The organism is Neisseria sp. HMSC078C12, from assembly GCF_001838065.1.
Taxonomy (GTDB): Bacteria; Pseudomonadota; Gammaproteobacteria; order Burkholderiales; family Neisseriaceae; genus Neisseria.
Genome location: NZ_KV835622.1, coordinates 33,089 through 48,730 on the forward strand (window position 1 = coordinate 33,089; position 15,642 = coordinate 48,730).

12 protein-coding genes are annotated in these 15,642 nt (G+C 50.4%); 5 read left to right on the top strand and 7 right to left on the bottom strand.

Translation table 11 applies throughout. The features are described from left to right. Positions 1-335: 335 nt before the first annotated feature. Both HMPREF2596_RS10415 and HMPREF2596_RS10420 read right to left on the bottom strand, forming a co-directional pair. Positions 336-1,130 (bottom strand): formate/nitrite transporter family protein, encoded by a 795-nt coding sequence (locus HMPREF2596_RS10415; RefSeq protein ID WP_049323149.1) that lies wholly within the window; start codon positions 1,128-1,130, stop codon positions 336-338. A 198-nt stretch (positions 1,131-1,328) separates the two neighbouring features. Further along, positions 1,329-3,542: a RelA/SpoT family protein gene (locus tag HMPREF2596_RS10420; protein ID WP_070850981.1), complete on the bottom strand. Its 2,214-nt coding sequence runs from the start codon at positions 3,540-3,542 to the stop codon at positions 1,329-1,331. Positions 3,543-3,630: 88 nt separating this feature from the next. Between HMPREF2596_RS10420 and grxB the strand changes: the two genes are divergently transcribed. Then, on the top strand, positions 3,631-4,341 hold the full coding sequence (gene grxB, locus HMPREF2596_RS10425; protein ID WP_070850982.1) for a glutaredoxin 2: 711 nt from the start codon (positions 3,631-3,633) through the stop codon (positions 4,339-4,341). 54 nt (positions 4,342-4,395) lie between these two features. Here grxB and HMPREF2596_RS10430 read toward each other — a convergent pair whose 3' ends face one another. Genes HMPREF2596_RS10430 through HMPREF2596_RS10440 form a run of 3 tightly spaced genes read right to left on the bottom strand, consistent with a single transcriptional unit; the run spans position 4,396 to position 7,882 of the window. Then, positions 4,396-4,914 (bottom strand): PqiC family protein, encoded by a 519-nt coding sequence (locus HMPREF2596_RS10430; protein ID WP_070850983.1) that lies wholly within the window; start codon positions 4,912-4,914, stop codon positions 4,396-4,398. Next, entirely contained in the window at positions 4,914-6,575 is a 1,662-nt protein-coding gene (pqiB, locus tag HMPREF2596_RS10435; protein ID WP_070850984.1) for an intermembrane transport protein PqiB, read from the bottom strand. The genes HMPREF2596_RS10430 and pqiB overlap by 1 nt, the downstream gene beginning before the upstream one ends. After that, positions 6,572-7,882, bottom strand: a complete 1,311-nt coding sequence (locus HMPREF2596_RS10440) for a paraquat-inducible protein A (RefSeq protein ID WP_083325025.1) — start codon at positions 7,880-7,882, stop codon at positions 6,572-6,574. The genes pqiB and HMPREF2596_RS10440 overlap by 4 nt, the downstream gene beginning before the upstream one ends. Positions 7,883-8,278: 396 nt before the next feature. Between HMPREF2596_RS10440 and HMPREF2596_RS10445 the strand changes: the two genes are divergently transcribed. Together HMPREF2596_RS10445 and HMPREF2596_RS10450 are read left to right on the top strand one after the other, a co-directional pair. Beyond that, positions 8,279-8,902 (top strand): biliverdin-producing heme oxygenase, encoded by a 624-nt coding sequence (locus HMPREF2596_RS10445; protein ID WP_049329094.1) that lies wholly within the window; start codon positions 8,279-8,281, stop codon positions 8,900-8,902. A gap of 174 nt (positions 8,903-9,076) precedes the next feature. Further along, the gene (locus HMPREF2596_RS10450) at positions 9,077-11,449 is read left to right on the top strand and encodes a TonB-dependent hemoglobin/transferrin/lactoferrin family receptor (RefSeq protein ID WP_070850986.1); all 2,373 of its coding nucleotides are present in this window, start codon (positions 9,077-9,079) and stop codon (positions 11,447-11,449) included. Between the two features lie 77 nt (positions 11,450-11,526). Here the strand turns inward: HMPREF2596_RS10450 and mnmC are convergent, their stop codons facing one another. After that, the gene (gene mnmC / locus HMPREF2596_RS10455; protein ID WP_070850987.1) at positions 11,527-13,137 is read right to left on the bottom strand and encodes an FAD-dependent 5-carboxymethylaminomethyl-2-thiouridine(34) oxidoreductase MnmC1; all 1,611 of its coding nucleotides are present in this window, start codon (positions 13,135-13,137) and stop codon (positions 11,527-11,529) included. Positions 13,138-13,262: 125 nt separating this feature from the next. Between mnmC and HMPREF2596_RS10460 the strand changes: the two genes are divergently transcribed. Continuing rightward, on the top strand, positions 13,263-13,853 hold the full coding sequence (locus HMPREF2596_RS10460; protein WP_049344632.1) for a tyrosine-protein phosphatase: 591 nt from the start codon (positions 13,263-13,265) through the stop codon (positions 13,851-13,853). A 74-nt stretch (positions 13,854-13,927) separates the two neighbouring features. Here the strand turns inward: HMPREF2596_RS10460 and cysE are convergent, their stop codons facing one another. Continuing rightward, entirely contained in the window at positions 13,928-14,746 is an 819-nt protein-coding gene (cysE, locus tag HMPREF2596_RS10465; protein ID WP_003747509.1) for a serine O-acetyltransferase, read from the bottom strand. A gap of 150 nt (positions 14,747-14,896) precedes the next feature. Here cysE and grpE point away from each other — a divergent pair, with 150 nt between their 5' ends. Then, positions 14,897-15,457, top strand: a complete 561-nt coding sequence (gene grpE, locus HMPREF2596_RS10470; protein WP_003747507.1) for a nucleotide exchange factor GrpE — start codon at positions 14,897-14,899, stop codon at positions 15,455-15,457. Positions 15,458-15,642: the final 185 nt, after the last annotated feature.

Genomic DNA, 15,642 nt, shown 5'->3' on the forward strand with positions numbered 1-15,642 from the left:
TAAATTATTTTCAAATACAATAAAATACGAAATCTTAATGCATTAAATTGTAAATAATTTAAACCAGCATACCGTAAAAAGTCGCTTTTGCAAAGCGAAGAACTCAGCCTTTATTCGAAATTGATGCCGCCTTTTGGCTAAGTCATTTAAAAACATAAAAATATATAAATTTTTACCGATGATGACGAAGGAAAGTGTGTGAAACTATCTTTCCTGATGTTTTTTGGGGATTAAAGAGAAAAAGTAATTAAACGACTTGGGCTTTCAGACGGCCCTATGCAGAAACCCCGTATCTGTGTCGGGCAGATACGGGGTTTTTAGAAAAAAAGACTACATTAAATAGAAAAATCGTCTTTTAATAAGTGTTTGTAAGCAAAGAGATAAGAGGCTGCAACAAAGGATGATCCGCCCAGGACGTTGCCTAAGAAAACGGGAATCATGTTGTAGAAAAATTGACCCCAGCTGACGTTTGCGCCCGCCCAAATGCCGGCCGGAATGATGAACATATTGGCAACAAAGTGTTGAAAGCCGATTAATACGAAGATCATAACCGGGAACCACATGGCCAAGATTCGTCCTGAAGTATGGCGTGCGCCGAAGTAAAACCAGATGCCCATACACACCATCCAGTTACATGCGATGGCGGAAACGAATGCGCGGCCGAAGTCCATATTGACTTTGGCTTCGGCAATGGCAATGGTTTTCGCTGTGGCCGGTCCTTCGGCAAGGCCGACGTAGTGGCCGAGGAAATAGGCCATGGCTACGGCGCCTGCCAGATTGCCCAAGCTGACAATCAGCCAGTTGCGCACCAGTTTGTGGGTGCTGACGCGGCCGGTCAGCTTACCCAAGGCCATAATCATCATATTGCCTGTTGCCAACTCGCCGCCGCCGATTAAGATACAAATCAGTGCGATAGGGAACACGGATGCGCCCAACAGGGCGGCCAGACCGTTCCATTCGGCAGGAATGCCGCTGATGACGCGCAGGCAGGCAAGATAGCCGAAGCCGACATAACCGCCGCCCAAGAAACTCAAAATCACCAACATCTTGATGCTGAATTCAGATTTGGCACAACTCTTGCCGATGGCGTCCTGCAAAATTTCATGAGGGAACAGGTCTCGTGTATCCATGAAGTTTCCTTAAGGTTAATATAAGAATAAAAATATCTTTCTTTATCATGCGGATGGCGAGTTTGCCTGAGAATATGGCGGACAGGAAATAACGGCTGATTGTAAGGATAGAAGCGTAGGTTATATATTGGCAGCCGATGTGTGAAAGGCCGTCTGAAAGCAATACTTTCAGACGGCCTTTAGATGGGGGAATGGGAATTATAAGCGCGTTACACTTAAAACGCCTTTGATGTCGCCCAGACTGGCTAATACGCGCGGCAGGTCGTTGACTTGGCGGACTTCAAGGGTAAAGCGCATGCTGGCTTCCAAATCGCGTGATTGGGTTTGCACCGCGGTAACGTTGAGCTTGTGCCGTGCCAGCGCATCCGAAACGTCGCGCAGCAAACCGGAGCGGTCTTGGGCGCGGATTTCGACATCGACGGCAAACACTTGTCCTTCCTGCAGGGCTGCCCAGCTTGCATTCAACACTTTTTCCGGAGCCTGCTCGGCAAGGTGGCGGAAAGAAGGGCAGGTGCAGCGGTGGACGGAAATGCCGCGGTCGCGGGTAACAAAGCCCACAATATCGTCGGGCGGCGCGGGTTTACAGCATTTGGCAAGCGTGGTCATCAGGCCGTCTTCACCGTCAATCAGAATGCCGTTTTTGCCGCCTTTTTTGATTTTGGACTGTTTGACGATATTGGTCTCGTCAACCGGTACCGGAGCCGGTTCGATCAAAGCGCCGCAGGCCTTACTGATGGCGCGGTTGGAAATCTCGCCCTGACCGATGGCCGTATAGAGTTCGTCGGTTTTTTTGAAGCCGAGTTTTTCCGCCAATGCTTGCAGATTGGGTTTGGGGAAGATTTTTGACAACTGTTTGTCCAGCTGGGCCCGGCCTGTTTCGCGCACGGTATCCGCATTTTGCTGGCGGATGAAGGCACGGATTTTGCTGATGGCGCGGTTGGATTTGACCCAGCCTTCGTAGAGCCAGTTGACGGAAGGATTGCCTTCTTTTGCAGTAATGATTTCAACGCGTTGTCCGTTTTCCAAAGGCGTGGACAGCGGCACGATTTGTCCTTCAACTTTTGCACCGCGGCAACGGTCACCCACGCTGCTGTGCAGGGCGTAGGCAAAGTCGATGGGGGTCGCGCCCGTAGGCAGGGAAAGGACTTTGCCGTGCGGGGTCAAAACGTAAATCGTGTCGTTGAAAAGTTCAGTTTTGAAGGCGGCGGCGAGGTCTTCCTTGCCGCTTTCGGCCATGTTTTCGCGCCAGTCCAAGAGTTGGCGCAACCAGGCAATTTTCTGTTCGTAGGCGGAATCGCCCTTGCCGCCTTCTTTATAACGCCAGTGGGCGGCGACACCGAATTCGTTGAATTGGTGCATGTCGAAGGTGCGGATTTGGACTTCCACACCTTTGTCTTCTGGGCCGACGATGACGGTGTGCAAACTTTTATAGCCGTTGCCTTTCGGGTTGGCGATGTAGTCGTCGAACTCGCCCGGAATCGGCTGCCAGAGGCTGTGGACGATACCCAGCGTGGTGTAACACTCGGGAACGGTGTCGACCAAAATCCGTACGGCGCGGATGTCGAATAAACCATCGAAAGTGAGCTTTTTCTTCACCATTTTTTTGTAAATGGAGTAGATGTGCTTCGGTCTTCCGGCAACTTCAAAATGAATATTGTATTTTTTCAGTTCCGTACGCAGGATATTGAGGAAGTTTTCGATGTATTCGAGGCGTTCGGTGCGCTTTTCGTCCAAAAGCAGAGCGATTTCGCGGTATTTTTCCGGCTCTTGATGGCGGAAGCCCAAATCTTCGAGCTGCCATTTGAGTTGCCACACGCCCAAGCGGTTGGCAAGCGGGGCAAAAATGTCGAGGGTTTCTTTGGCAACGGCGCGTTTTTCAGGATTGTCGGGAACGTTGCTTAAGAATTGCAGGGTGCGCGTGCGCATCGCCAGTTTGATCAGGACGACGCGGATGTCGGTAACCATCGCCAACAGCATTTTACGCATGGTTTCGGCTTGTTGGGCTCGCTCTTCCGGCGTGGCAAGGCTGTCCACGCGTGCGAATTGGGTCAGTTTTTGTACTTCGTCTACGCCTTTGACCAGCTCGCAAACGGTGCTGTTGCAGCGTTCGGTAACCAATTCTTGCCAAGTGGGAACGTATTTGCCGATGTCGGACAAAATCGTAGCGGCTACGGCATCGGGCAAGAGGTCGAGTTCGCTGACGATTTGCATCGAGCCGAGAAAATGTTCCATTAAAGGCTCGCCGTAAGTCGTTAGGGCATCGGCGGGATAATGTTCTTTAGCCAGGTCAAAGGCCGTCTGAATCAGGTTTTTATCGGGATCAGGCAGCGCGGCAACATAGCCGTCGAACCATGCGAGGAGGCCTTCCAGCGTTACGCTCGATATTTGGGGCGTTTGGCGAATAGTGGTCATGGCGTGCGTTTTTTTCTTTTTGATAAAAACGTTGCCATTGTAACAGTTTATTGCCGACAGCCCTAGATTTGTATGCAAAGGTGGCACTATGTTTCAGGAAGCCTTGTTTCAGACGGCCTTGGGTGTTATGGTTAACCGTTTTGAAATTTTAAGGAGTATTTTGATGAAACTGTATATTTACGACCATTGCCCGTTTTGCGTTCGTGCAAGGATGATTTTCGGCTTGCGCGATGTGGCGGTGGAAGAGGTTGTTTTGGCGAACGATGACGAAGCTACGCCGATTGGCATGATTGGCTCAAAACAAGTGCCGATTTTGCAAAAAGAAGACGGTTCGTTTATGGGTGAAAGTTTGGATATTGTCCGCTATATCGATCAAGGCCGTCTGAAAGAAGAGGTTCGTCCTGAGGTTCAGGCTTGGTTGGACAAAGTGGGCGAATACAATAACAAATTGGTACAGCCGCGCATGGTCAAAATCGGCCTGCCCGAATTTGAGACCGATGAAGCGAAACAATACTATATCGACAAAAAAGAGAAAAATATCGGCAATTTCGAGACTAATCTGCACAAAACGGCGCAGTATCTGGAGCGTCTGCATCAAGACTTGGCCGAACTGGAAACGTTGGTGTGTGAAGGCGAGGGTTTGGGAGGTGAAATCAGTTTGGAAGATATCCTGACTTTCCCTATTTTGCGCAACCTGACCGTTGTGCGGGGTATTCAATGGCCGCAAAAATTGATGGATTATTTGCTGGCGATGAGCGAGCGATCCGGCGTGGCTCTGTATTTTGACCGCGCATTGTGATGAATGTTTGAAACATAAAAAGGCCGTCTGAAAATGTTCAGACGGCCTTTTTGTTTAATAGGCAATCGTATCGGCAACTTGTGACAAACCGTTTTCCAATGATTCAAGCATGGCGGTATAGCCGTCGCCTTGTTGCGGCGTGATGGCGTTAAACGGTTTGCTGCGTCCGTCCGGCCATTGTGCATAACCGCTGATGGTGGTCTGCCCCTGATAGCTGCCTTGGAAGGCTTCGATATAGACTTTCAGGGTTTGGCTGCTTTGGCTGCGTGAAGCAGGGACGAAAGTATGGCGCGGATTGAGGCGGTTGAGCTTGTTGCTGAGGTTGGCCGCCAACGCGCCATCGAGCGGTGCTGCCCAAAGGTGGTTTTTCGCCAGATTCACATGATAGGCGTCGGTTTGGTAAACGAGGCCGCCGTTAGCAAGCGGTTCGGCAAGGTTGACTTTGACCGCGATTTCGTTGCCGTGTGCAGCCGGGCGGATGTACTGGCTGTCGGGCAGGACGAAATATTGTGTGCTTTGCGCGGTGCCGCAGGCGGCAAGCGTCAGGGCGGCGGCAATCGGGAAGAGGCGCATTATCGGCTTCCTTTCGGGATGGGGTCTTTGCTGCTGCTGTTGAAAATCAGCGCATTGGGTTTTTCTTTCAAAGTATTAATCACGGGTTGAACGTCTCTGAGGGTCTTGTCCAAACTTTGCAGCGTATTTTGTACATCGCCGTAGATGGGCGATTGCGGCGATACGCCTTGCAGGGTTTGACGCAACTCTTTCAGGGTTTGGTTCAGCTCGTTCGGAATGTTTTGTGTCTGCGGTTTACCGACCAGTTTGTCAATAGAGCTTAGGGCGGCATTGGCAGATTTGAGTGTGGACTTGAGCTCGGCAAGCGAGCCGTTCAAGCCGGCAACGGTTTTATCCAATGGCAGGTTGTTGAACTTGTCTAACAAATCGGCAACTTTTGCCTGCAAATCGTCCAAACCACCGCCTTGGGTTGCGATAACGGTATCGCCGGCATAAACGGTATGCGGTCGCAGCTTGGGCGAGGCAGAAGGCTGATCGTTCAACTCAATCATTTTGCTGCCGGTCAGCAGGTTGTTGCTGGAGATGGTGGCAGTCAGGCCTTTGTTTAAGGCCGTCTGAAATTGTTGTTTCCAATGCTCTTTGCTTTGCTCGTCGGCATTGATTTCCAAACGGGAAGGCTCGATGCGGATGCGCACGGGAATCCAGCCGTTTTCAAACAAATGCAGGCTGTCGTTGCGGTCGAAATAGGGAACGTCGGAAACCACGCCGACATTCAGGCCTTTGTATTCGACGGGCGAACCGGCAGTCAGGCCGCGTACGGATTGTTTGAAGAATGCGGTGTAATACAGCGAGCGGTCATCAGGCAGATTGGCCACTTCGCTGCGGCTGTCATAAAGCGTGAAGCTGTCTTCGCTTTTGACGTTTTTACTGTTTTTGGTTTTCGGCGAATCAAACGAAATCGCGCCCGACAGCAGGGCAGGCAGAGGAGCGGAGTTGAGTTTGACGCCGCTGCCTGTGGTTTCGATATTGATGCCGCTCTCCAACCAGAAACGGCTTTCCGAATTAATCAGTTTGTCGTTGGGGCTTTGGATGAAAATGGTGTAATGCACGCTTTGGTCGGACGGGTCGAAATGCGCGCTTTCTACTTGGCCGACCATAAAGTTTTCATACAAAACAGGGCTGCTGACGTTGAGGATGCGGTCGTTTTTGCCGATCAAATTCAGGCGCAGGCCGCTTTGACCGATGGCGGCAATCGGCGGAATGTCTTGGACGACAAATACATCTTTGGTTTCTTGGCTTTTGCCAGGTGTAAATGCAATATATGAACCGGAAAGCAAGGTTCCCAAACCGGTAACGCCGCTTTGGTCGATACGCGGTTTGACCACCCAAAATTGGGTATCGCTGCGGATAAGGTCTTTGGCATCGGCGCTGAGTTGGGCGGTAACTTCCACGCCTTTTTGGTCGTCGCGCAGTTTGATGCGGGTAACGTGTCCGACATCGACGTTCAACACTTTAATAATGGTGTTGTTGACTTCGATACCTTCGGCGCTGTCCATCAACAGCGTAACGACAGGGCCTCGGTTGCGGATGTCTTTAACCAAAAGCCAGCCGCCGGCAATCAGCGCAATCAGCGGAATCAGCCACACGACAGACGTGAAGACATTGGTTTTCTTGACACGCGCCGGGGCGTGATAATTAGGTGAAGAATCGTGTTTTTTCATTGTTTTAAGGTCTGCTCAGAATCAAGGCCGTCTGAAAGCTGCTGTTGCTTGTCCCAAATCAGACGGGGATCGAAATAATAGGCCGAAAGCATGGTCAAAATAACGACCAGGCAGAAATAAACCGCCGCACCGCCCGGCACAACACGCGCCATATTGGTGTGGAACGAACTCATCAAAATAATAATCACAAAAATATCAATCATCGACCAGCGGCCGATGGATTCGGTAATCCGATACAAAACCGACATCTTGTCCGCGCTCATTACAGGCTTGAAGTATGCGGAATAAATCAAAACCGCCATCGCGATAATCTTCAATACCGGCACCATAATACTGGCGCTGAAAATAATCACCGCAATCAACCGGTCGCCGTCGTCCCACATATAAACAATGCCGTTGAAAATCGTATTGATCTCCAAAGCCGTCGGGTTGGACGAAATCATAATCGGCAGGATGTTGGCAGGGAAATACAGGATAAACGCCGCCACTAAAAACGCCAGTGAAATGCTCAGGCTTTTCGGGCGGCGGCGGTATAAGTCCGCACCGCAAACGCCGCAAGGCTGCTCGTTTTTATCGCGGAAATACAGGCAGCGGCTGCAACAGATTTTGTCTTCAGAGGCCGTCTGAACCGCATGGCCGCCGGTTAAACGGTGAATCTTATAATAAACCCAATGCTGCGGAATCGATACCGAAGTCCGAATCAGCATGACCGACAACGGAAACATCAGATAAAACGCTGAGCCGAATTCCACTGTAGCAACGGACGAGAGCTTGATATACGCCACCAAAGTGGAAATGAAAAACACATCCACCATAATCCAATGACGCAGCCGCACCAATACACGCGTCGCAAAGCGCAGCGCAGGGTAAGCCTTTTCGCGTATCAAAGCCGTATAAACATACAGGCAGAGCAGTAAAAACAATAAAGGCGCACCGAAAGTAAGGATAAACATCACTTCCGCCAGAAAACCGTAATCCAGCGAAATCAAAAGCCGCATCATTTGCGGCAGCGACAAAATCGATGTTACGCCGAACAAATCCACCCGGATATACACCATATTGTACGCAAACGCCATCAGAATCAAGGTTGTCAGCGCATAGGCGATCGGCGCGATATACGGATTGTTTTCCACCTCCACGATTTCATGGTTGCACACCGGACAATGCGCTTCCTGCCCCTGACGCAGACGCGGAATATCCATACGGCAGCCGCAATCGGGGCATTCCACCGTATGTGCAGGCAGCGTCGCATCAGGAAGATAAGACTTGTAGCGCCACCAGCGATGGTAGGCAGGAATCCGTTTCATGGTTCGGCAGGGGATAAAGAAGGTGCAAAGAGTGTCGCATTATAAAGGAAAACAGCAGGATAGCCCAAATTTAGCAGATATTTAGTTGAATGGCGGCTGCTTCATAAGAAGGCCGTCTGAAAAGGCAGCAAAGGTTTTAGAAGATGCTGGCTATGGGCCGTTAGATTTTATTAATAAGACCCAATTGAGTTTATTGCCATTAAAATAAAAATGATATATATTCTAATTATAAAAAATGATGAGACTTATTGAATTGCAAAAGGCACGCCAACACTGAGCCGGAAGCATTTAAAAAGTTACATTCTTTATTTTTAAAACGATTTTTTCAAAGAAGACGGCATTTCAAAACAAAAGAGGCCGTCTGAAGCCGTTTGTCCCCTATTCAAAGGAAACATCATGAGTGAAACCCAAGAGCTGACTTTTGCCAAACGCTTGAAAGAGCAAACCACGACAACGCACGACAGCGTTGATAACTTGGTTATGTCCGTTCAGCCTTTTTCCAGCAAAGAAAACTACATCAAATTCTTGAAACTTCAATCTGTTTTCCACAAGGCTGTCGATCATATCTATAAAGATGCCGAATTGAACAAAGCCATTCCAGAGCTTGAATACATGGCGCGTTACGATGCCGTGACTCAAGACTTGAAAGACTTGGGCGAAGAGCCTTACAAATTTGACAAAGAATTGCCACACGAAACCGGCAATAAAGCCATCGGCTGGCTGTATTGCGCCGAAGGTTCTAATTTGGGCGCGGCATTCTTGTTCAAACACGCTCAAAAACTCGAATACACCGGCGAATTCGGCGCACGCCACCTGGCTCCTCATCCGAACGGCCGCGGCAAACACTGGCGCGCTTTTGTTGAGCATCTGAACGCTTTGAACTTGACTCCGGAAGCCGAGGCAGAAGCCATTCAAGGCGCGCGCGAAGCTTTTGAATTCTATAAAGTGATTTTGCGTGAAACCTTCGGTTTGCCGGAAGGTGCGGAAGCGCCTGAAGGTATGACGCCGCACAGACTCTAAAAAATAATTAAATCAAACAGACAAGGTCTCGGCGTAGATGTTTGCAGGGGCCTTTAATTACACTACAAAGTTTTGTTTGAACGGGTTGCTGTCTTATTAATCATTAATGATTATCAGAAATTTTTTATGCATTAACTGATGGATGAACAATCCATTACATCTTGAGTTGATAATATGAAACCATTACACATGCTTCCTATTGCCGCGCTGGTCGGCAGTATTTTCGGCAATCCAGTCTTGGCAGCGGATGAAGCTGCAACCGAAACCACACCCGTTAAAGCAGAGATAAAAGAAGTCCGCGTTAAAGGCCAGCGTAATGCGCCTGCAGCCGTGGAACGTGTCAACCTTGGCCGTATCCAACAAGAAATGGTACGTGACAACAAAGACTTGGTACGTTATTCCACCGACGTTGGCTTGAGCGACAGCGGCCGCCATCAAAAAGGCTTTGCCATTCGTGGCGTGGAAGGCAACCGTGTCGGCGTCAGCATTGACGGCGTAAACCTGCCTGATTCTGAAGAAAACTCGCTGTATGCCCGTTATGGCAACTTCAACAGCTCGCGTCTGTCTATCGACCCCGAACTCGTGCGCAACATCGAAATCGTGAAGGGCGCAGACTCTTTCAATACCGGTAGCGGTGCATTGGGTGGCGGCGTGAATTACCAAACCCTGCAAGGTCATGATTTGCTGTTGCCTGAGCGTCAGTTTGGCGTGATGATGAAAAACGGTTACAGCAGCCGCAACCGCGAATGGACAAATACACTCGGTTTCGGCGTGAGCAACGACCGCGTGGATGCTGCTTTGCTGTATTCGCAACGTCGCGGTCATGAGACCGAAAGTGCGGGTGAGCGTGGCTATCCGGTAGAGGGTGCCGGAAGCGGAGCGAATATCCGTGGTTCTGCGCGCGGTATTCCTGATCCGTCCAAACATAAATACCACAGCTTCTTGGGTAAGATTGCTTATCAAATCAACGACAACCACCGTATCGGAGCATCGCTCAACGGTCAGCAGGGCCACAATTACACGACTGAAGAGTCTTATAACCTGACCGCTTCTTCTTGGCGCGAAGCCGACGATGTCAACAGACGGCGCAATGCTAACCTGTTTTACGAATGGACGCCTGATTCAAATTGGTTGTCGTTGTTGAAGGTGGACTTCGATTATCAGAAAACCAAAGTGGCGGCAGTTAACTACAAAGGCTCGTTCCCGATGGATTATTCCACCTGGACGCGCAACTACAACCAGAAGGATTTGGACGAAATCTACAACCGCAGCATGGATACAACCTTCAAACGCATTACGCTGCGTATGGACAGCCAGCCGTTGCAACTGGGCGGGCAACACCGCCTGTCGTTTAAAACATTTGCCAGCCAACGTGAGTTTGAAAACTTAAACCGCGACGATTACTACTTCAGCGGCCGTATTTTGCGCACGACCAGCTCGATTCAACACCCTGTGAAAACCACCAACTACGGTTTCTCTCTGTCTGACCAAATCCAATGGAACGACGTGTTCAGCAGCCGCGCAGGTATCCGTTACGACTACACCAAAATGACGCCGCAGCAACTGAATGCCGAGTGTCATGCTTGTGACAAAACACCACCTGCAGCCAACACTTATAAAGGCTGGAGCGGTTTTGTCGGCTTGGCTGCACAGCTGAGTCAGACATGGCGTTTGGGTTACGATGTAACTTCCGGTTTCCGCGTGCCGAATGCGTCTGAAGTGTATTTCACTTACAACCACGGCTCAGGTACCTGGTTGCCTAATCCGAACCTGAAAGCCGAGCGCAGCACCACCCATACCCTTTCTCTGCAAGGCCGCAGCGAAAAAGGTACTTTGGATGCCAACCTGTATCAAAGCAATTACCGCAACTTCTTGTCTGAAGAGCAGAAGCTGACCACCAGTGGCGATGTCGGCTGTACTCAGATGAATTACTACTATGGTATTTGTAGCAATCCTTATTCCGAAAAACTGGAATGGCAGATGCAAAACATCGACAAGGCCCGAATCCGTGGTCTTGAGCTGACAGGCCGTCTGAATTTAGGTCAAGTGGTTTCTTTCGTACCTGAAGGCTGGAAATTGTTTGGTTCTGTCGGTTATGCGAAGAGCAAACTGTCAGGCAACAACAGCCTGCTGTCCACTCAGCCTCTGAAAGTGATTGCCGGTGTCGATTACGAAAGCCCGAGCGAAAAATGGGGTGTGTTCTCCCGCTTGACCTATCTGGGAGCGAAAAAGGCCAAAGACGCTCAATATACCGTGTTTGAAAACACTGGTTGGGGTACGCCTTTGCAAGAAAAAGTAGTAGATTACCCATGGCTGAACAAATCGGCTTATGTGTTTGATATTTACGGCTTCTACAAACCGGCTAAAAACCTGACTTTGCGTGCCGGTGTGTACAATATGTTCAACCGCAAATACACCACTTGGGACTCCCTGCGCGGCCTGTACAGCTACAGCACAACCAACGGGGTTGACCGCGATGGCAAAGGCTTAGACCGCTACCGCGCCCCAGGCCGCAATTACGCTGTATCGCTGGAATGGAAATTCTAAGCAGTTAACGGATAGCCAAAGGCCGTCTGAAAGTTTTGATGACTTTCAGACGGCCTTTTTTATTTAAAACGAAATCTTTAAACGGATAACAACGGCTGCTGCCGAACAATCGCGCGGATGATGGCGCGGTTGGGGTGTAGCGCGGTTCTCAGCTTTTGCGATAGCGGATGCGGCAAGCCGAGTATTTCGGCTGCAATGGCGGCGGCGCAGATGGGGGCTGTCGCCAGGCCGCGTGTGCCGTGTGCCGTATTGATGTAGGCATGGGGCAGGTAAGGGCAGGGGATATTGTCGAGGCGGTAGTTTTTGTCCAATGCCAGTTTGGCGTAGGCGGACTGTATGGCGGCGATGTCGCCGAGTGCGCCGACAACGGGCAAGTGGTCGAGGCTGTCGCAACGCAGGGCGGCATGGCCTTGTGTGGATTGGAGCGGGGGAGTTTGCAGGCCGTCTGAAAACAGGGATTGTGCCAATGGCGGATTAAGCTGGTGCAGGGCGGCGCGGTTGTCGGCTTCTTCGTGTGGATACCAAGTTTCATCGTTGCTGTTGAGGACAAATGTTGCGCCGTAGCAGTGGCGGCCTTGCCAGCTCGGGCTGATGTAGCTTTCTCCGGAAATGGCGCAACGCAGCTTTTGTGAAAACGGGCTGGCGGACACAACGCCGGTTTGGCCGCGGATTTGGCGGAAAGGCAGGACGGAGACGTTGGTGTCGGCGGCATTCGGGCTATGCGCACCCATACAGTAAACGATATGGCTGGCGTTGAAATGCGCGTTTGGTGTGTGTGCCGTCCATTGTGCGCCGTCATGCGATACGGCGGTCAGCGGCGAGTGTTCGTGTAACTCGATCAGCGGATGGTTCAATAAGGCATGCACGACGGCGGGCGGATTCAGCCATACGCCTTGCGGCCAGTAAAGGCCGTCTGAAAATACGTCTATGCCTGCAATGTGCGCAGCCTCTTCGGCGGATACGCTGCGGTAGAGGTGTTTATGCTGGTGTTGCAAACCTAAGGCCTGATTGCGTTTGCGTTCGCTGTCGTCAAAGTTTAAATGCAATACGCCGTCTCCACCCCATGCGTTGGAGTCGGGCAGCAAGTCTTCCAGCAATCGGCGCGTGTAGCCGTAGCCTGTCAGCAACAGCTCGGTTTGTTCGGTATCGTGTGGCGAGATTTTGGCGTAGAGCAAGCCTTGGCGGTTGCCGCTGCCTGCCTGTGCCGCTTTGCCTGCCTCCAAAACCGTAACGCGTATGCCGTGCTCTGCTAGTTTGCGCGCGGTTGCCGCGCCGGCAATGCCTGCGCCTATAATCAGTACGTGTTCGGGCGCGGCTTGATGTTCAGGCCGTCTGAACCAAGGTTTCAGAGGAGAGGGGTGTGCTTGGGATATGGCTTCGGTTTGCCATTCGATATGATGGAAATGTTCGTGTAAGCAGTCGGCACGGTGTGGAGGAACCAGCCAGAGATGCACATCAGGCAATAGGTTTTCCAAAATATTGACGCTGTTGAATTGAAGACATTTCATGGCTTGAACGAGGCGGTTGTTCAGACGGCCTTCAAGCTCGGATGGCTGATTCGATAATGGAAAATCGGGAATATGGTTTTCAGGCAGGCAGACAATCAAATAAAGCGGCGCGGTATGTTGTTCGATGGCGCGGCAAAGGGTAGCAAGGGAAGGCGTGGTGTTCCAAGCAAGGCAGGTCATGATGAAAGGCCGTCTGAAAAAAAGAGGCTTTATTGTAACGCGGTTTGCGCAGATAGAATATCCGGACGGGTTTTGATAAAATCTTTCGATATTTGTTTTCCCATTGATTTTCATACAGGAATTTTATGCGCCGTCTTTTATTGTGCCTTCTCGCTTCCGGCTTGCCCATCGCTTGCTCGTCCGCGCCGCCGGATAACGGCAACAAAGCCGTTCAGTCCGAACGTTGGGCAACCCCCATCAAACACGATGCCAACCTTTATCGCATCGATGACAAGCTTTACCGCAGCGAGCAGCCTGTTGCCGAAGATGGCGAAGCCATTGTCAAGCTGGGCATTCAAAGCGTGATCAACCTGCGCTTTTTCGACCGCAACGATGACGACCATTTGAAGGCGTATGGTTTAACCTTGTTAAACCGTCCGTTGCTGTCATGGAGCATTAAGCCGAAAGAGATTGCGGAAATCCTATACCTGATTGAAAAACAACAGCAAAACGGCGCGGTACTCATCCATTGTTATCACGGTGCGGACCGTACCGGTTTGATTGCCGGAATGTACCGCATCATTTATCAAGGCTGGCCGGTGGAAGAGGCAAAAGCCGAAATGCAACACGGGCCTTACGGTTATCACAGCATTTGGAAAAACATTGCCAAGCTGTTTACCGAAGAGAAAGTCAAGCAGGTTAAAACGCATTTGGAAGCCTTGCGCAAACGCGGTTGACGCCAAGATTCAAAACATAAAAAGGCCGTCTGAAAGATTTGTTTTTTCAGACGGCCTTTTTAATGACAGACGGTTTAAATCACAAAATCCGTAGATGATAATTGAATGCTTTGATCCATATCGGCAGAAGGGGTTTTGGAAGAGCGGCCGACCGGTTTGGCCGGTACGCCGACGACGGTAATCGAAGACGGTACGTCGGCAACCACCACGCTGCCTGCGCCGATTTTGGCATTTTTGCCGATGCGGATATTGCCCAAAATCGAAGCGTTCGCACCAATCATCACGCCGTCGCCGATTTTCGGGTGGCGGTCGCCGCTTTCTTTGCCCGAACCACCCAGCGTTACGCCGTGGAGGATGGAAATATTGTTGCCTAAGACGGCGGTTTCGCCGGCCACAAAACCGGTGGCATGGTCGAGCATCAAACCATGACCGAAACGCGCAGCCGGGTGGATATCGACGCCGAACACTTCCGACATGCGGTTTTGCAGGAAATACGCCAGCGTTTTGCGGCCGTTTTGATAGAGCCAGTGGTTGATGCGGTGTGCCTGTACGGCGTGGAAACCTTTGAAATACAACAGCGGCAGCGAATATTCATCACAAGCTGGGTCGCGCTCGTAAATGGCTTTCAAGTCGGCCTCGACACATTTGCTGATGCGGGTGTCCGCACTTAAAGCCTGCTGATAAATTTCAAACAGCGCGCGCACGTCCATAATCGGACTGCCGAGCTTGCTGGAAAGATGGTAGGCCAATACCGAATCGAGAGACTGGTGGCGCAATACGGTTTGATGCAGGAAGCTCGCCAGCATCGGTTCGGCCGCGGCGGCGGCTTCGGTTTCTTCGCGGATGGTGTGCCACAGATTAAAATCAGTTGAATTCAAATGGTCTTTTTTCATGTTTGAGGCCGTCTGAAGAATACAATCAGATGGTTATCTTACCGTTTTCCAACGTATTTTAACAAGGCATTTGATAATCGGCATTCAAATGCTTGAAGTTTTTTCAGACGGCCTTATATATGAAACATCGAATATCAACACGCTAAAAGGATGTCAGAAATGACGGAGCATAACGAACAACATCAACACGAAGCAGAAGAAGCGGCAGCCGTAGAAACTGCCGAAACCGTTGAAACCGAACAAGCCGAACCGACTTACGAAGAACTTCAGGCGCGTGTCGCCGAGTTGGAAGGCCAGCTCAAAGACAGCGAATTGCGCGGTTTGGCAAACGAGCAAAACCTGCGCCGCCGCCATCAGCAGGAAATCGCCGACACCCATAAATTCGCCGGACAAAAATTTGCAGCAGAAATGTTGCCGGTTAAAGATTATCTCGAAATGGCGCTGCTGGACCAAAGCGGCAATTTCGATGCGCTGAAAATGGGCGTGCAAATGACTTTAAACGAGCTGCAAAAAGCATTTGATGCCACCCATATTAAAGAAATCAACCCGCAGCCGGGCGACAAACTCGATCCGCACCAACATCAAGCCATGCAGGCAGTCGTCAGCGAGCAAGAGCCGAATACCATCGTCAGCGTAATGAAAAAAGGCTATACATTGGCCGACCGCGTGCTGCGTCCTGCAATGGTTGTCGTGGCGAAAAAAGAAGATTGAAGGCATCGCTTGATAAAGTTTATCAAGCATAAAATCTTCAGACGGCCTTATCCGGTTTCAAAACCCGATGTTCCGCTATTGGAAAATCATTCCGATAAACCGGAATCGGAAAATGAAAACCGGGCCGTCTGAAAAAAGAATAAACGGCTTGTGGATAAATAAATCAAGCACTTGAATTTAATCTT